Below are 18605 nucleotides of genomic sequence, written 5' to 3' on the forward strand. Positions count from 1 at the left end.
GTTACAGTCTTGCAAGACCTTTCTATATGTCCACTTTAAAAAATGAGGTTGAGAAAATTTCTCAGCCCCAACCTATATGCAATTTTCTATAAGCCATGTTTTGTTCCAGAAGTGACTAGGACCACTTCCTTCGATAATCATCTGTCTACCACTAATAGCTCTAGCTGATAGCAGTCAGAATACTACGTTCGTTTCCGCGTACTCCATGCCCCGACCAAAATTTGGGTTGCTAGCTTGAGGGGTTTACCGCGTTCCACTCTCTCTGTTTCCAGAAAGACTCCGTCACTGTGGCACTTTCAAGCCTACTCTGACCTATCCGAGGACTTAGCCATTTCAACTGCCGTAACGATTACTCGTCCCTAGGCTTATGGTTTCGCCTAGCACAAACACTACAGGCATCACAGCCTGTGCTAGCATGGACTTTCCTCATGAGAAGCAACTCTCCTCACGCGATTATCCAAAAATTGCATGTGACAAGACCTGAATTACAAATCAGGATTGTCTAAAATTTGTTTGCCGAATACTTCTTTTTCAAGACGATTCAAGCGTTTCAAAATATCAAAATTCGTCATAGAAGATGAAGCTGCCACATCAATTGGATCTGGGTGACTAGGACTTGGGGCTGAACTCACTTGCGGTTTACGGGCTAATTCTTCCTTCAAATCTGCAATTTCCTGACGAAGTGACTTGACCAAGGCAGCATAGGTTTCATAGTCCTTGATGACATCGTCTAAAAACTCGTCAACTTCTACCTTACTATACCCTCGGACTTCACGCCCAAACTCTTGTTCAAAAATATCTTTCGCTGAAAAAATAATACTTGACATGTCTCTCTCCATTCTCGCTTGCTAGTATTATTATATAAAAAAAGCCAAACAAAAATCAAGGTCAAAGCTTCAATTTTCGGAAAAATTTTCAGCAAGTTCATTTAGCCGATCAAATGTTAATCTCTTTATAAAATAGTCCTCTTGATTTTTCATCTTTTGGTAAAAATAAGCTAGTTTCGTTTCATTTTCTTCATCATAAAAAAGATAGGAACTAGTCGTGTTTTCCAGTAAAAATCGTTGGTAATCTCGTAGTTGCCCCATATGTTCATATTTAGGATAGGCATATTTGACAAAATCGACCTGCTTAAATTGGCTAAGTTTAAGCTGATTCGCTTCATTCCAATTTTCCCCGTGTGTTTCAAAATCAAAAATGGTCGCTAGGCTGAAATCATATTCTTCTTTCATTTCATTTGCGACATCAAGCACCCAAGATTCAAATCCCAAGTTCCCTGTAAAGACCAGCCATTTAATCCCTTCTTCTGCTAGACTTTCTAAATCACGGCGAATGGCTTTCTTTATAATTTTTAACCTGATATCTTTTTCATTAAACAAACCCAAGTCAAAATTAGAATATCCCATAATTAAAGCTGTAGTCATTTTTACACCTTTCTTTCTATTTTTATGGTATAATAGAGTGAAGTTATTGTACCAATAAGGAGAAATATGGTCAACTATCCTCATAAAATTTCATCAAAAAAAAGCCAAACATCTCTTTCTCAACCAAAAAATTTCGCAAATCGAGGAATGTCTTTTGAAAAGATGATTAATGCTACCAACGACTACTATTTGTCTCAGGGCTTGGCTGTTATACACAAGAAACCAACTCCCATTCAAATCGTACGAGTGGACTATCCACAACGAAGTCGTGCCAAGATTGTTGAAGCCTATTTTCGACAAGCTTCAACGACGGACTATTCTGGCGTTTATAAGGGATATTACATCGACTTTGAAGCCAAGGAAACAAAACAAAAACGTGCGATTCCGATGAAAAATTTCCATCCACATCAGATTCAGCATATGGAACAAGTCCTTGCCCAACAAGGAATCTGCTTTGTCCTTCTTCACTTTTCTTCTCAGCAAGAAACCTACTTATTGCCGGCATTCGATTTGATTCGCTTCTATCATCAAGATAAGGGACAAAAATCAATGCCACTTGGATATATTCGAGAATATGGATATGAAATCAAGGCCGGCGCCTTCCCTCAAATTCCCTATCTCAATGTTATCAAAGAACATTTATTAGGTGGTAAAACAAGATGAACAAACAAACTATCCTGCGAATAGCTAAGTATGTGAGTATCTGCTTCTTAACTTTATTTATCACAGCAGTTATGCTGGGAGGAGGCATATTTCTCTATTACGTCAGCAAAGCCCCAGCCCTATCTGAGAGCAAATTAGTCGCAACCACGTCTAGTAAGATTTTCGATAGTAAAAACGAACTGATTGCCGATCTGGGCTCTGAACGCCGAGTAAACGCTCAGGCCAACGAAATTCCTACTGATTTAGTCAAGGCTATCGTATCAATCGAAGACCATCGTTTTTTCGATCATCGCGGTGTCGATACCATCCGAATTATAGGAGCTTTTTTACGTAACTTACAAAACAACTCCCTCCAGGGAGGATCAACCCTTACCCAACAATTAATTAAGTTGACCTATTTCTCAACTTCCACTTCTGATCAGACCATTTCACGTAAAGCCCAGGAAGCTTGGTTGGCTGTTCAATTAGAACAAAAAGCAACAAAACAAGAAATTCTGACCTACTATGTGAATAAAGTTTACATGTCTAACGGAAACTATGGAATGCAGACGGCTGCCCAAAACTATTACGGCAAAGATTTGCGAGAACTATCACTACCTCAACTTGCCCTACTAGCAGGAATGCCACAGGCTCCGAATCAATACGATCCCTATTCTCATCCAGAAGCTGCCCTTGACCGCCGTAACTTGGTACTTTCAGAGATGAAAGGTCAAGGCTACATCTCTGCCGAACAGTATGAGAAGGCTATCAATACCCCTATTACTGATGGACTCCAAAGTTTGAAATCAGTCAATAGCTATCCAGCATATATGGACAATTATCTCAAAGAAGTTATCGACCAAGTAGAACAAGAAACTGGCTATAACCTTCTAACTACTGGGATGGATGTTTACACAAATGTAGACCAAGAAGCTCAAAAACATCTGTGGGATATCTACAACTCCGATCAATACGTCTCTTACCCTGACGATGATTTGCAAGTCGCATCTACGGTCGTAGATGTTTCAAATGGTAAAGTCATCGCCCAACTTGGAGCTCGTCACCAAGCAAGTAACGTTTCATTTGGTACCAACCAAGCGGTGGAAACCAACCGTGACTGGGGTTCATCCATGAAACCAATCACAGACTATGCTCCCGCACTTGAGTATGGCATCTATGACTCAACAGCATACATGCTTAAAGATGCTCCTTACAACTATCCAGGTACAAATATTCCTCTTCACAACTGGGATAAATCATATTTCGGAAACATTACCCTTCAATATGCCATCCAACAATCCCGTAACGTTACAGCAGTTGAAACGCTTGAAAGGGTCGGATTAGACCAGGCTAAAACTTTCTTAAATGGGCTAGGAATTGATTACCCAACTATGGTCTATGCTAACGCTATTTCAAGTAATACAACTGAATCAAATAAAAAATATGGTGCTAGCAGTGAAAAAATGGCCGCTGCCTATGCTGCTTTTGCCAATGGTGGTATCTACCACAAACCAATGTATATCAATAAAGTTATCTTTAGTGATGGTAGTTCAAAAGAGTTTTCTGATCAGGGTACACGCGCCATGAAAGAAACAACCGCCTACATGATGACTGAAATGATGAAAACAGTATTATATTCTGGTATAGGTCGAGGCGCTTATATATCTTGGCTCCCACAAGCAGGTAAGACGGGTACATCTAACTACACGGATGAGGAGATTGAAAAACACATCAAAAACACTGGCTACGTAGCTCCAGATGAATCGTTTGTAGGATATACTCCTAAGTATTCTATGGCTGTATGGACAGGTTATTCGAATCGTTTAACTCCTATCGTTGGAGATCGTTTCCTAGTTGCAGCTAAAGTTTATCGCTCAATGATAACGTATCTATCAGAAGATACTCATCCAGAAGACTGGACGATGCCAGACGGACTTTTCAGAAACGGGGAATTTGTATTCAAAAATGGAGCTCGCCCAATATGGACTGATCCCTCTACTCAACAATCCTCAACAGCTGAAAGTTCAACTACACAGGCAACTACGACGGTTGGTCAACAACCCAATAATGCTCCAGCAACTGATCCTAATCAAGGACAAGCTGGTCAGACTGTGCATCCAACACAACCAGTACAACCAACACAGCCAACACAGCCAACGCCACAAAATCCACAAGTTCAACAGCAACCACAACAGTGAGATGAAAGAAAATCCTGAGAATAAAAACTCAGGATTTTTTCTACAAAAAAATTAGTTTCATAATCTTTGAAAGTGAAGAGAGGTTTCAACTCATTTTCGATAAACCAAAAGAAGTTAGCGAATAACTAACTTCTTTTTATCTTATTTCACATGTTTTGCAAGTTCTTCTTGCGCTTTTTTATTGGATTCTTCTTTTTCTTTCATCCATTTATCTTGAGCTTTTTGGTATTCATCTACAGTGACTGCCTTGTCTTGAAGTTCCAAGTATTTGTATAGGAGCGGATCGCTTGTCCCCTTGTTACCAGAGAAGGCAAATGGCATCGTAAATGGTACCATCTTAGACAAGATTGGGCGACCAGTGAGTGATGTTGTTGGGATAATCAAGGCACTATCTGTCAACCAAGCTTGGGCAGCAGCGTATTTATCATATCGTTTAGCAACATCTGTAGTCTCATCATCAGCTTCAGTAACCAATTTCTCGTAGTCATATAGACCTACTTTTTTAGCAGCTACATTATCTTTCCCTGAGTCAAATCCTAAATATGTTTTAGTGCTTTCACCAACTGATGGTTTGATGATATCAAGGTAGGTTGATGGATCGGCAAAGTCTGGACCCCAACCGACATTATCTGAAATATCCCAATCTTCCCCAGCTGCTGTTTCAGCAAAGTAGGTAATATTGTTTACTTCATCCTTTTGTAGCTGTTGAATATCAATGACAACATTATCTGTACCCAAGGTTTCTTCAACCGATTGTTTGAAAGATTGGACACGTTGAACTTTTGTAGTTGCTGTCTGATCAACTGGCATATCCAAATGAATTGGGAAAGTCACGCCTTCTGCCTGAAGAGCAGTCTTAGCCTTAGCAAATTCAGCCTTAGCCTTGTTTGGATTGTAGAGACCATCTTGAGCATCTGCGAAGTTGACATCCTTCCATTCATCCCCATAAGTTACCAATTTTTCTTTGACCATATCGCCAAAGTTTTTCCCATCTGCTTGAACAAATGTTGGTGGCACAAAGAGATTACGCAAGATTTTGCTTGCACCACTGGCACCGTTCACTTGTGAAGCATAGGCCGTACGGTCAAAACCAAAGGCAATAGCCTGACGGAAATCCTTGTTTAAGAGAGCCTTTTTAGTAGAAGTCTTTTGTTCGTCGCTAGTCTTAGAAGTATATTTATAAGACTGACGATCAATATTTGTTCCCACTAGATACGTAGTCGAGTCTTGTTGGGTATAGACAATATTGTCTTTCATCGTTTTTTCAAGCTCTGCAAAACTTGCATTTGTAGGAGAGAGACGAGCTACTGTAAGACTACCATTTTTAAAATTCTCTGCTGGTTTGCTGGTATCTTGCCCATCCCAGAATGACAATTTGACCTTGTCAATATGCACATTGTCCTTATCCCAGTAATTAGGATTTTTCGCAAACTCTACAGATGATTTCGCTACTAGAGATTTCAAAACGAAAGGTCCATTGTAGAGAATACTGCTTGGATCCCCAGCCTTGGCAAAATCATCCCCTTTTGAGTTTAAAAACTCTTCATTGACTGGCGCAAGCACACCCATGGTTGTTTTAGAATTCCAAAAACTTTCAGGTTTGTTCAAAGTGTATTGGACTGTTTGGTCATCCAGAGCTTTAATCCCAACTTGAGAGAAATCTTTATTTTCCCCTTTAGCGTATGCATCCAAACCTTTGATTGAATCCTGTACCAAGTAAAGAGCTTCAGATTTCTTATCTGTCGCATATTGAAGTCCTGTCACAAAGTCCTGAGCCTTAACAGGAGCATACTCTTCTCCCTCAGACGTGTACCACTTGGCGTCTTTACGAATTTTATAGGTATAAGTCAAACCATCCTTAGAAACAGACCAGTCCTCTGCCATAGAGGGAATCAAATTCCCATAGCGGTCATTTTCAAGCAATCCATCAATCACATTACTAGTAATATTGGCAGTCGCTGCCTTACCAGTTGTCAAATAGTTGAGATTATCTGGTTCAGTCTCATAAGTAAAGGCAAAGGTCTGCTCACCTTTAGCACCTGCCCCCCCTGAACAAGCAGCTAAAACACCCGCTGCTAATAAAGTCACTCCCGCAAGAGCCAATACTTTTCTTGTTTTCATAGTCTTCTCCTTTGTTTTTTATTCATTATAGACTCTTTTTCAAGTCCTGTCAATAGAATTTTCTGAATTTTAAGAGTTATTTGTTATATTTGATATATTCTGAAAAATAAAATTGTTCATTTATGCCAAAAAAGCCAACATAGATTCTCTTCTGATAAGCAGAAAAGAATCTTGTTGACTTTATACTCTTCGAAAATCAAATTCAAACCACGTCAACGTCGCCTTGCCGTACTCAAGTACAGCCTGCGGCTAGTTTCCTAGTTGGCTCTTTGATTTTCATTGAGTATTACTTCTAAAAATCTTAAGTAGCAAAGATTCTAAAATGACAGAATCCTTGCATTATTGTCCCAACTCTTCCTCGACCACTTCCAAAGCCCGTTCAATGACCACATGCATGTCGTAGTATTTATAATCTGCCAAACGTCCGCAGAAAATGACCTTATCATTCTGGGCCGCCTCTTCTTGATAGTTAGCAAACAGGGCATTGTTTCTCTCATCATTGATTGGATAATAAGGTTCATCACCACGTTTCCAATCTGCTGGGTATTCCCGAGTAATAACCGTTTTATCTTGTGTTCCGTACTCAAAGTGTTTATGCTCAATAATGCGAGTATAAGGAATTTCACGTTCTGTGTAGTTAACAACTGCATTTCCTTGATAGTTCTCTTCATCTAAAACTTCATGCTCAAAACGAAGACTACGGTATTCTAACTCACCATGTTTATAATCGAAATATTGGTCAATCATCCCTGTAAAGACAACTTTTTCAGCAGAAGCTTCTAATTCTTGACGATTGGCAAAAAAGTCAACTCCAAGTTCTACTTCCACATCCTTCAGCATATTTTCGATAATAACGTTGTACCCTCCAATTGGAATCCCTTGATAACGGTCGTTAAAATAATTATTATCAAAAGTCAAACGAACTGGTAGACGTTTGATGATAAACGGAGGAAGGTCAGTCGCAGAACGTCCCCATTGCTTTTCAGTATATCCCTTAATCAACTTTTCATAAATATCTGGACCGATCAACTTGATAGCTTGTTCTTCCAAGTTTTTAGGTTCAACGTCTTTCATGTGAGCCGTTTGCTCAGCAATCTTATCTTTGACCTCTTGAGGAGTTTTTGTCCCCCACATAGCATAGAAAGTATTCATATTGAAAGGTAGATTATAAAGACTGCCCTTGTAATTAGCTACAGGCGAGTTGATATAGTTGTTAAACTCAGCAAATTGATTAACATAATCCCAGACTTTCTTATTAGAAGTATGGAAGATATGGGCACCATATTTATGAACATTAACACCTTCTACATTCTCACAATAGATATTCCCACCAATGTGGTCACGTTTATCAATAACTTTTACTTTTTTTCCACGATTGGTTGCTTCATAAGCAAAAATTGCTCCAGACAACCCAGCACCAACGATTAGATAGTCGTACATAGTCTCTCCCTTATCATCTATCTTTACATCTCCTTAACTATAGCAAAAGAGAGGATATTATACTCTTCGAAAATCTCTTCAAACCACATCAGCGTCCATCTGCAACCTCAAAACAGTATTTTGAGCTGACTTCGTCAGTTCTATCTACCACCTCAAAGCTGTACTTTGAGCTAACTTCCCAGTTACTCTTTGATTCTTATTCAGTATTCGTTTCAATTTATTTTAGCACAAAACAAATCATTTCTCAGTTTTCAATAGACGAGTGATTTAAAAAGACAAGCACCAAAATTGATGTTTGTCTTTATGATTCTCCTTAAAAAGCTATTCCTCATTATTTAACATGATTTTCTGCTTCTTTTTGAGCTTTTTCGATTGTTTTTTTACTTTCTTGCTTCCATTTGGTCTTCGCTTCTTCAAACTGTTTGGTTGTCACAGTGTCTTTTTGCAGTTTCATGTACTTGTAGTTATTGCCATCACCCTTGATACCGACCAATGAATAGCCTCTTGTAAATGGCGTTACTTTGGTTACAGATGCTGTGCCACCGCTTGACATGGCTGACATAATCAGAGAATAGTCAATCATCCAAGCCTGTGCTTCAGCATATTTTTCATAGCGTTTGGCTACATCTTTATTTTCACTATCTGCATCTTTGAGCATCTTAGTGTAGGTATCAAGCCCCAAGCTAGCAATCTTAGCTTTATCTTCCTTGGCATCTAGACCAAAAATCTTGAGATAGAATCCATCCTCTGCATTGAAAGGATTAAGGTAAGTAGATGGATCCTGATAATCCGCTACCCAACCATCAAAACTTAAATCATAATCTCTTGCATTGGGAGTAGGAGCCAAGAAGGCTACATTATTGTACTCATCTGTAGAGAGTTGCTGAACATCAATAACAAGATTGTCAGCACCTAAAACAGACTCAAGGGTCTGTTTCACAGAATTCATACCAGTTACAGCATTTTTATTTGTCTGATCAACAGCTATATCCAAGTGAATTGGGAAGGTCACACCTTGACTTGCCAAGTCTTTTTTGGCTTCTGCAAATTTTTCTTGGGCTTTTTCTTTGTTGAAATAGGCATCCTGCGCATCTGCCAAGTTAATACCTGACCATTCTGTGCCATAGTTGACCAATTTAGAAGCGACTACTTCTCCAAAGTTCTTGTCTCCAACTTGGACAAATGTAGGAGGTACTAGAGTGTTACGAAGGGTCTTGCTAGCTGCTTCTTCACCGTTTGACTGAGCAGAATAGGCTGTGCGGTCCAAGGCAAAGTTCACCGCTTGGCGGAAGTTTTTGTTCAAGACAGCTGTCTCAGTTGACTTCTTCTGCTCATCTGTCGTTTTAGTAGTGTGATTGTAAGCCTGACGGTTGACGTTGAAATTAAAATACCAAGAAGTCTTGTCCTGCAAGCTATAGACGATATTATCCTTGTATTTCTCCTTGGTCTTAGCAAAGTTTGAACTATTTGGATAAACCCCAGCGATAGAATAAGCTCCACTTTCAAAATTACGGATGGTCAATTCTTGGTCTGAGCCATCAAAGTAAGCCAATTTTACGTGTTCAATTGATACTTTGTCATGATCATAGTGATGCGGATTTTTCACATACTCGATTGATGATTTTGATGTGAAATCTTTTAACAAATAAGGTCCGCTGTAGAGAATGCTATCTGGAGATAGGGTACCAAAATCTTCCCCTTTTGAGTTTAGAAACTCTTCATTCACTGGGAAAAGAATACTATTCGTTGTTTTTGAATTCCAGTAAGGCTCTGGAAGTGCCAAAGTATACTCAACAGTCTGGTCGTCAATGACCTTCACCCCAACCTTAGAAAAGTCAGAATCCGCTCCTGTAATATAGTCATTCAAGCCCTTAATCGAGTTTTGAATCAAGTCAATGACCTGTGATTTATTGTCCACTGCGTACTTGATACCTATCACAAAATCCTGTGCCTTAACTGGGTCGTATTATTCACCGTCAGCCGTAAACCATTTGGCATCTTTTCTCAATTTATAGGTATAAGTCAGACCGCCGCTTGAAACAGACCAGTCTTCTGCAAAAGATGGAACTAGGTTCCCATGATTATCATTTTCAAGCAAGCCATCAACTAGGTTGGTAATGATGACTGTATTATCAGTGTAATAGTCTCATAGGTAGTTAAAAGTAGTTGGATTTCCACTAAAGGTTGATGAGTAAGTTTTTGTATCTGAACCTGATTGACCGCAAGCAACTAAAAGCAAAGCAGCCGCAAAAGTCAACCCTGTACCAAGGACACGCTTTTTGGTATTCATCTTCTTTCTCCTTTATGTTAGTTTTTATAACATATGTTTATTTTACCAAAATAGTGAAAATTTGTAAAGTTAATTGAATTTTAAGAATGAAAGTTTATAAATTTTAGCCATAAAAAAACAAAGAATTTCTGTCTTTAATACAGTCCTCCCTTGTTTTTATACGATTTCAATTTTAGATTTTTCTGCAAAAAATATTTATAGTAATTCCACACAGAAAGCATCCCATGGAGCCAAGATTTGTTTTTCAAAAACTTCTTGAGCCGCGGTGTTTTCAATCAGGACAGATTTGACGCTTCCTTCTACGGTCAAGTCTTGTTCTTCATTGGACAAGTTAGCTACGACTAGGAATCGACGGTCCCCATCTTTACGGATATAAGCAAAGACCTTGTCAGCTGTTTCCCATAGTTCAAAGTCAGCTCGAATCAGCCAGCTATTCTCCTTACGGATTTGAACCAACTTCTGATAAGTATAAAAAATAGAATCTTGATTTGCCAGCGCTTCTTGAACATTGATTGCTTGATAGTTTGGATTCACTGCCAACCAAGGTTGACCTGTTGAGAAACCAGCATTTTTGCTCTCGTCCCATTGCATAGGGGTACGGGCATTGTCACGTCCAATGACACAGATACTGTCCATGATTTCTTCCATCGGAACACCTTTTTCAAGAGCTTCACGCGCATAGTTGAGGGATTCAATATCTTCTACTTGATCCAGTGTTTCAAACGGATAGTTGGTCATCCCTATTTCCTCACCTTGGTAGATATAAGGAGTCCCTCTCATGAGATGAAGCAAGATGGCAAAGGCTTTGGCCGATTTTTCGCGGTATTCTTGGTCATTTCCCCAGATTGAGACGATACGAGGGAGGTCATGATTGTTCCAGAAGAGGGAATTCCAACCGTCCTCAACTCCTAACTCTGTCTGCCATTTGTTGAAAATCTCTTTTAACTTAGCTATATTCAGCTCTTTTTGATAATGCCATTTAGGTTGCCCTTCCTGATACTGAAGACAGATATGTTCAAACTGGAAGACCATAGACAATTCTTGCCCCTTGGGATCCGAGTAGAGCTTGGCAATCTCTGGCGTTGCTCCCCATGTTTCCCCTACTGTCAAGAGATCCTTATCGCCAAAGGTCGCCTGATTCATTTCCTTGAGATAGGGATGGAGCATAGGACCATTATTGACTACCTTCTCGTCAGGAATTTTCCCAATCATGTCAATGACATCCATGCGGAAACCGCCAATCCCTTTATCAATCCAGAAGTTCATCATCTCATAAATTTTCTGGCGAAGTTTTTCATTTTCCCAGTTGAGATCAGGCTGTTTCTTGCTGAAAAAGTGGAGATAGTATTGACCTGACTTTTCATCATATTCCCAAGCAGAACCACTAAAGATAGAATCTAAATCGTTGGGTTCATCCCGCCAGATATAGTAGTCTCGTTCAGGGCTATCAGGATTTTCACAGGCCTCGACAAACCAAGCATGTTCATCTGAGGTATGATTGACCACCAAGTCCATGATGATACGAATATCACGCTTTTTAGCTTCTGCGATCAGTTGGTCCATGTCCTCCATGGTCCCGAAAATAGCGGCAATCACTTGATAATCAGCAATATCGTAGCCATTATCATCCATGGGGCTGTCATAAACGGGAGAAAGCCAAATCGCTGTAATACCTAACTTGGCTAGATAGTCTAACTTACTGGTAATACCTGGCAAATCACCAATTCCATCTCCGTTGCTATCCATAAAGCTCTTAGGATAAACTTGATAGACTACGGCATTGTGCCACCACTTTTCTTGCATCTTCTTACCTCATTATTTTAATAATCTATAGTCTATGATAGCGCTTTTCAGAGTTTTATGCAAGCGTTTGCCTAATCTTTTTGATTCCTTTTTTAACTCCATAGTTTCCTAACTTCCAATTTTTTATTATAATAGAGGTCAGAGGTAAAAAAATGAAAAAACAAGCTTTTAGTTCTGAACAATATTTGAATCTACAGCGCGACCACATTTTGGAGCGCATTAACCAATTTGACGGCAAGCTCTACTTGGAGTTTGGTGGCAAAATGTTAGAAGATTTCCACGCTGCTCGTGTTCTTCCTGGTTATGAGCCTGACAACAAAATCAAGCTCTTGCAAGAATTGAAAGAGCAAGTCGAGGTTGTAATTGCCATTAATGCTAGCAACATCGAACATTCCAAAGCACGTGGTGACTTGGGCATTTCTTATGACCAAGAAGTTCTTCGTTTGATTGATAAATTCAATGAACTGGGAATTTTTGTTGGCTCCGTTGTCATCACACAGTACGCTGGCCAACCAGCTGCAGATGCTTTCCGCAATCAACTCGATAAAAACGGAATTGATTCTTATCTTCATTATCCAATCAAAGGATATCCAACAGATATGGATCACATCATTTCTCCAGAAGGTATGGGGAAAAACGATTACATCAAAACCAGTCGTAACTTGATCGTCGTAACCGCTCCTGGACCTGGTTCTGGAAAATTGGCAACCTGTATGTCCAATATGTACCACGATCAAATCAATGGTATCAAGTCTGGCTACGCTAAATTTGAAACTTTCCCAGTTTGGAATCTTCCCCTTCATCACCCAGTCAATTTGGCCTACGAGGCTGCCACAGCTGACCTTGATGATGTCAACATGATTGACCCCTTCCATCTTCAAACCTATGGAGAAACCACTGTCAACTACAATCGTGATATCGAAATCTTCCCAGTGCTCAAGCGCATGTTGGAACGCATTCTAGGAGAGTCTCCATACGCTTCTCCGACAGATATGGGTGTCAACATGGTTGGTTTCGCTATTACAGATAATGAGGCTGCTATCGAAGCCTCTAAACAAGAAATCATCCGTCGCTACTATCAGACTGTTCTTGATTTCAAAGCCGAAAAAGTGGGCGAATCTGCTGTCAAGAAAATTGAATTGCTTATGAACGACCTCGGTATCACACCTGCAGACCGCAAGGTTGCTGTCGTTGCGCGTCAAAAAGCAGAAGAAACTGGCGGACCAGCCCTAGCCCTTGAATTGCCTAGCGGGGAAATTGTCACTGGTAAGAACTCAGAACTCTTTGGCCCTACAGCCGCTGCTCTTATCAACGCCATCAAGAAATCAGCTAACATTGCGAAAGAAGTAAAACTAATCGAGCCTGAAGTTGTTAAGCCAATCCAAGGTCTTAAAATCGATCATCTCGGCAGCCGCAATCCACGCCTGCATTCAAATGAAATCCTGATTGCACTTGCTATCACAGCTACAGAAAATCCTGACGCTGCCCGCGCTATGGAAGAACTTGGCAATCTCAAAGGAAGCGAAGCCCACTCAACCATCATCTTGACTGATGAAGACAAGAATGTCCTTCGTAAACTAGGTATCAATGTAACTTTTGACCCCTACTACCAATACGACCGCTTGTATCGCAAGTAAAGAGTTCAACCTCTCCACCCTCGGAGAGGTTTTCTCTCTGTCTCAAGAGCAGCCTTTATGGTATAATGAAAAGAGAAAACTGAAAGGATTTACCATGTCAAAAGAAGTTATTGTCGAAAGTTTTGAACTTGACCACACCATTGTTAAAGCACCCTATGTTCGCTTGATTGGGGAAGAAACAGGACCAAAGGGTGACATCATCTCCAATTATGATATTCGTTTAGTGCAACCCAATGAAGACTCTATCCCTACCGCCGGCCTTCACACTATTGAGCACCTCTTGGCCAAACTCATCCGTACTCGCATTGACGGCATGATTGACTGTTCACCATTTGGTTGCCGTACAGGCTTCCACATGATTATGTGGGGACGTCATACTAGCGCTGAGATTGCAGCAGTTATCAAGGATTCGCTCAAAGAAATCGCTGAAACTACTACTTGGGAAGACGTCCCTGGAACAACCATCGAATCTTGCGGTAACTACAAGGATCACAGCCTCTTTTCTGCTAAAGAATGGGCAAAACTTATTCTAGAACAAGGGATTTCAGATGATGCCTTTGAACGCCATGTCATCTAAACAATCGAGTAGGGGATAATTTCTAGCCCCTCTCACACCACCGTACGTGCCGTTCGGCATACGGCGGTTCAACTAACTTTTAACGCATGTCGTTCAAGGTAATAATCCAAACACGAAACCAGTCCACGTTTTTTAAGGACTGGTTTTGATATAGCACGTTTAAGTACCGACTTCTGAGCTACTAATTGATAGTGGTCGCCCCAGCCAGATACCTTATCTGCTATCCATTTAGGAACCCCTAACTTAAGCAATCCCCATAATCGTCTAGATTTCTTCTTCCATTGCTTCCAGATAATCACTCGTAGGCGAGTACGCAAGCGCTCATCTATGCTGGTGACTATACTTTTCATATTTCCCAATGAGAAATAGTTTATCCATCCTCGAATGGACAAATTCAGTTGCTCAATACGTCTTGTTAAGTCTATACTCCATTTCCTCTGTGTTAGTTTCTTCAATTTAAGCTTGAATCTCCGAACACTATCTTGATGTGGACGACTTTTCCAACCGTCTGATGATTTCCAGAACCCAAAACCTAGATATTTCAACTCTCTTGGTCTAGTAATCTTAGTCTTGGTCATGTTTACTTTCAAACCTAGCCGTTTCTCAATAAAACGACTGACTGAATACATCACACGCTTAGCGGAGGCCTCGCTTCCGACCGTAATCACACAATCATCTGCGTAGCGCACAAATCGAAGTCCCCTCTTTTCTAATTCCTTGTCCAATTCATTAAGCATGATATTGGATAAGAGAGGAGATAAATTTCCTCCCTGTGGTGTCCCAACTAGCGTTTTATGACGCTGACCGTTAATGATAACACCCGAATGAAGATACTTACGAATCAAGGATTCCGTATCTCCGTCTTCGATAATGTTATGTACTAAGGACATCAATCTATCTTGAGGAACTGTATCGAAGAATTTCTCTAGGTCTATATCCACTATCCACTCACAGCCGTCATTTAAGTACTCTAAGAGCTTTATGATGGCTTTTTCACATGACCTATTTGGTCTAAATCCATAGCTCGTATCCGAGAAATGGGGTTCACAAATGGGGCTCATGACTTGGACAATGGCCTGTTGAATCATTCTATCCATAACTGTTGGAATTCCTAGTTGACGAATACCTCCGTTTGGTTTAGGAATCTCAACTCTAAGAACTGGTTGAGGCTTATATTTTCTCTGTTTTATCAGCTCCTTAGTCAGGCGCCAGTTTTGTCTGAGATAGTCATCCATCTCTTCGATAGTCATTCCATCAATCCCAGCTGAGCCTTTATTGGATTTTACTTGATTATAGGCTTCAAGCATATTTTCGCGTGATAATATCTTATCTAGCAATTTTGACATGTGCGTATTCCTTTCTTGTGTTGGTGCCTGAGGGACATCTTATATTGGTGAACCTTCATCTAGTCAATACGTGACAGAGGCCAGTTCTATCAGACCGCTTGTTTTACAGACACAAGTGAAGTAGGATTACTTCAATTAGTTGTTCACCCCTTCGCTCCACTTCCATTACAGAAGCTTCCTCACTACTATGGGCTCGGCTGACTTCTCATGATTCGTTGTTACTACGCTTTCAGCGCTCATGAGACCTCACGGGATAAGTCGTACATCTTTCCTCGTTTACTCTCGTGATTTACGCATATAGGTTACGACTACCTTTTTGGACTTTAGAGTTTCAGGCCCCCTTATCCGCTATATACGCCTTACTATCACGTTCCTGTTCGTAGAGCCACGATTTCGCTATCCCTTCCTCTCCCCGCTACCTCACGATAGTCAGGCTTGGGAATCGCTATTGGGTTCACCGGTAGCAGGTGCCCACGGAGGACTTACACCTCAGATATACGACATGCCCGTCGTACCAAAAAGGAACCAGTTTTTCAGCTGGCTCCTTCTTTTTTATTCTCAAAATTTTGTCTTATACTCAATGAAAATCAAAGAGCAAACTAGGAAACTAGCCGCAGGCTGTACTTGAGTACGGCAAGGCGACGTTGACGTGGTTTGAATTTGATTTTCGAAGAGTATTAGGCTTTTTCACGAATAACCAAAACACCATCTTCCATATCTGCTTCTAGGTGTTTGGCATCTAGGTGATCCAAATGGAAGTCTGTCACCTTATCACGAATTTCTTGTTCAACCACGCGACGGAGTGGACGAACACCCATGACTTCGTCATAACCTTCTTCTGTGATATAGTCCTTAGCTGCTTGACTGACTACCAAATCAATGTCTTTCTTAGCCAAGGTATGGTTAACTTCAGCCAACATCAAGTCCACAATCTTAGAAAGATCTTCCTTAGTCAAGTGTGAGAACTCGATAACTGCATTAAAGCGGTTGAGGAATTCTGGACGGAAGAATGGCTTCAAACGGTCCATCAATTCTGGCTTATCCGCATCCTCTGTCAAGTTAGCTTCATAGCCAAATCCAGCATTTGAGGTCGCGATAATGACAGTGTTCTTGAAGTTTACTGTATTTCCTTGACCATCTGTCAAACGACCATCATCTAGAACTTGGAGGAGAAGGGTAATGACTTGAGGATCAGCCTTTTCAATTTCATCCAAGAGAATGATAGAGTATGGATTGCGACGAACACGTTCTGTTAAGGTATTGCTATTGTCATCATAACCCACATATCCTGCTGTTGTACCAATTAGCTTAGAAACGGCTGTTCGATCACTGTATTCAGACATATCCAAACGGATGATTGCGTCCTTAGTTCCAAACATATCTAGCGCCAATTGTTTAGCAAGTTCAGTCTTACCAACTCCAGTTGGACCTACAAAGAGGAAGCTACCAATTGGGCGATTACCTTCATCAAAACCAGCACGGTTACGACGGATAGCACGGGCTACAGCTTCAACTGCCTTATCTTGACCGATTACCTTATCTTGCAGACGATGAGCCATATCTTTCAGACGTTCGATGTCTGATGCTCCCATTTGTGACACTGGAATACCGGTCATTCGTTCTACAGACTCAGCCACATCGTTGACACTTGCAGTCACCTTCATATCTTCTGTGTGGTTTTCGATTTTCTTTTCCAATTCTGCGATGCGTGTTTTATAGTTTAGAGCTGCTTCAAAATCTTCTGCCTCAACTGCTTTTTCTTGCTTGTCTTTTTCTGCCTCAATTTCACGTTCAACAGCATGAACATCTGTTACTGGATGTTGTGCTGCCAAGTGAGCTGCCGTAACATCGACAAGGTCGATAGCCTTATCTGGCAAGCTACGTTGAGGAATATACTGAACAGAATAATCCACCGCCGCTTTCAAAACTTCATCTGGCAAGATGACATTGTGGTGTTGTTGATAGAGGTCACGAATTCCTTGAAGAATTTTATATGTATCCTCTGCTGAAGGAGCATTGACCTTGACTTCATTGAAACGACGAGCAAGAGCTGCATTCTTCAAAATGGTGTTACGGTATTCGTCTTGAGTCGTTGCCCCAATCACTGTCAATTCTCCACGAGATAGAGCTGGTTTAAGAATGTCTGCAAGTCCCTTAGATCCACTATCTCCACCAGTGCTACCAGCACCGAGAATTTGATGAATTTCATCAAAGAAGAGAATGATATTTCCCGCTTCTTTCACTTCATTGACTAGATTTTGAACGTTTTCTTCAAAGCTACCACGGTATTGAGTACCAGCCTCGAGACCTGAGATATCGATGGAAATAATTTCTTTATTCTTAATGGCAGCTGGAACATCACCGTTCACAATCGCCTGTGCTAGACCTTCGACAACAGCTGTCTTACCAACACCTGCATCTCCGACCAAAACAGGATTATTCTTGGTACGACGTGAGAGGATTTCAGATGTTTCTTGAATTTCCTCGTTTCGTCCGATAACAGGATCCAACTTGCCCTCGCGAGCTTCTGCTGTCAAGTTTCGACCTAGTTTAGCAAGGACACCGTCTTGTTTCATACCTGATGCCGGTTGTTTCATTTGTCCATCAGCTTCTGCATTTCCTGGCAATTGACCAGTTGCACGATAATGAGCAAATTCCTCAGGTGTCACTTCACGTCCATTAATCAAGTAGCGACGATTTTCAGAACTATATCCTCGCATCCCCCCCATCAATTGGTTAAATAAATCATCCATGTTATTAAAATTATTAAAGTTGTTGTTCATATTCTTTACCTCTTTTTGTTTACTTAGTTATGATTACTGATATTGACTATCTTTGACCTTTGTGTTAAAAAATTTAGACTAGCTAAATGGCTACTCTAGGTACTATTTCTGGTTTTTCTTTTTCAAGAAGGAGTAGACTATCTTTACTTCTGAAGATTTCTAGATGAAACATAGACCCCACCTCTTTCTATTTTACTTTAAATAAGTGTTCGAGTAAGGCTTTCATTTACCTTACGTTCATAATATACTACATTAGTCAGAAAAGGTCAAGGATTTTGACTTTAATTGACCAATATTTTTTATACTCTTCAAAAACCTCTTCAAACCACGTCAGCTCTATCTGC

General features: G+C 40.5%; 14 protein-coding genes and 1 other RNA gene. 4 read left to right on the forward strand and 11 right to left on the reverse strand.

The genetic code is table 11. The annotated features are described in order from the left end of the window. Positions 1 to 84 precede the first annotated feature (84 nt). From rnpB to SMI_RS08910, 3 genes are all read right to left on the reverse strand, one after another. Positions 85 to 465, reverse strand: an RNA gene (rnpB, locus tag SMI_RS08900) — RNase P RNA component class B. A gap of 20 nt (positions 466 to 485) precedes the next feature. Next, positions 486 to 827: a cell division regulator GpsB gene (gene gpsB / locus SMI_RS08905; RefSeq protein ID WP_000094897.1), complete on the reverse strand. Its 342-nt coding sequence runs from the start codon at positions 825 to 827 to the stop codon at positions 486 to 488. Between the two features lie 69 nt (positions 828 to 896). Continuing rightward, positions 897 to 1424, reverse strand: coding sequence for a DUF1273 domain-containing protein (locus SMI_RS08910; protein WP_000205317.1), 528 nt, complete (start codon positions 1422 to 1424; stop codon positions 897 to 899). A gap of 66 nt (positions 1425 to 1490) precedes the next feature. Here SMI_RS08910 and recU point away from each other — a divergent pair, with 66 nt between their 5' ends. Both recU and pbp1a read left to right on the forward strand, forming a co-directional pair. Then, positions 1491 to 2087, forward strand: coding sequence for a Holliday junction resolvase RecU (gene recU, locus SMI_RS08915; RefSeq protein ID WP_000248753.1), 597 nt, complete (start codon positions 1491 to 1493; stop codon positions 2085 to 2087). Further along, entirely contained in the window at positions 2084 to 4264 is a 2181-nt protein-coding gene (gene pbp1a, locus SMI_RS08920) for a penicillin-binding protein PBP1A (protein ID WP_001041854.1), read from the forward strand. Before recU ends, pbp1a begins: the two co-directional genes overlap by 4 nt. Positions 4265 to 4405: 141 nt before the next feature. Here the strand turns inward: pbp1a and SMI_RS08925 are convergent, their stop codons facing one another. The 6 genes from SMI_RS08925 to SMI_RS08940 form a co-directional block, all read right to left on the reverse strand. Then, complete coding sequence (locus SMI_RS08925; RefSeq protein WP_000857578.1) at positions 4406 to 6385, reverse strand: peptide ABC transporter substrate-binding protein; 1980 nt, start codon at positions 6383 to 6385, stop codon at positions 4406 to 4408. A gap of 339 nt (positions 6386 to 6724) precedes the next feature. Next, on the reverse strand, positions 6725 to 7825 hold the full coding sequence (gene glf / locus SMI_RS08930; protein WP_000272526.1) for a UDP-galactopyranose mutase: 1101 nt from the start codon (positions 7823 to 7825) through the stop codon (positions 6725 to 6727). A 331-nt stretch (positions 7826 to 8156) separates the two neighbouring features. Continuing rightward, positions 8157 to 9764 (reverse strand): ABC transporter substrate-binding protein, encoded by a 1608-nt coding sequence (locus SMI_RS08935; RefSeq protein WP_231840208.1) that lies wholly within the window; start codon positions 9762 to 9764, stop codon positions 8157 to 8159. Between the two features lie 27 nt (positions 9765 to 9791). After that, positions 9792 to 9923, reverse strand: coding sequence for an ABC transporter substrate-binding protein (locus tag SMI_RS10955; protein WP_269446519.1), 132 nt, complete (start codon positions 9921 to 9923; stop codon positions 9792 to 9794). Positions 9924 to 9971: 48 nt separating this feature from the next. After that, the gene (locus SMI_RS10870; RefSeq protein WP_001093125.1) at positions 9972 to 10115 is read right to left on the reverse strand and encodes a hypothetical protein; all 144 of its coding nucleotides are present in this window, start codon (positions 10113 to 10115) and stop codon (positions 9972 to 9974) included. A 195-nt stretch (positions 10116 to 10310) separates the two neighbouring features. Then, complete coding sequence (locus SMI_RS08940) at positions 10311 to 11918, reverse strand: glycoside hydrolase family 13 protein (protein ID WP_001156813.1); 1608 nt, start codon at positions 11916 to 11918, stop codon at positions 10311 to 10313. A gap of 152 nt (positions 11919 to 12070) precedes the next feature. Here SMI_RS08940 and SMI_RS08945 point away from each other — a divergent pair, with 152 nt between their 5' ends. Then, positions 12071 to 13555, forward strand: a complete 1485-nt coding sequence (locus SMI_RS08945; protein ID WP_000743581.1) for a DUF1846 domain-containing protein — start codon at positions 12071 to 12073, stop codon at positions 13553 to 13555. A gap of 94 nt (positions 13556 to 13649) precedes the next feature. Continuing rightward, positions 13650 to 14132, forward strand: a complete 483-nt coding sequence (locus tag SMI_RS08950) for an S-ribosylhomocysteine lyase (protein ID WP_000032547.1) — start codon at positions 13650 to 13652, stop codon at positions 14130 to 14132. Between the two features lie 68 nt (positions 14133 to 14200). Here SMI_RS08950 and ltrA read toward each other — a convergent pair whose 3' ends face one another. Both ltrA and SMI_RS08960 read right to left on the reverse strand, forming a co-directional pair. Further along, positions 14201 to 15478, reverse strand: a complete 1278-nt coding sequence (gene ltrA, locus SMI_RS08955; RefSeq protein ID WP_000040325.1) for a group II intron reverse transcriptase/maturase — start codon at positions 15476 to 15478, stop codon at positions 14201 to 14203. 677 nt (positions 15479 to 16155) lie between these two features. Then, complete coding sequence (locus SMI_RS08960) at positions 16156 to 18261, reverse strand: ATP-dependent Clp protease ATP-binding subunit (RefSeq protein ID WP_001063353.1); 2106 nt, start codon at positions 18259 to 18261, stop codon at positions 16156 to 16158. Between the last annotated feature and the right edge of the window lie 344 nt (positions 18262 to 18605).

It is taken from the genome of Streptococcus mitis B6, assembly GCF_000027165.1.
GTDB lineage: Bacteria > Bacillota > Bacilli > Lactobacillales > Streptococcaceae > Streptococcus > Streptococcus mitis_AR.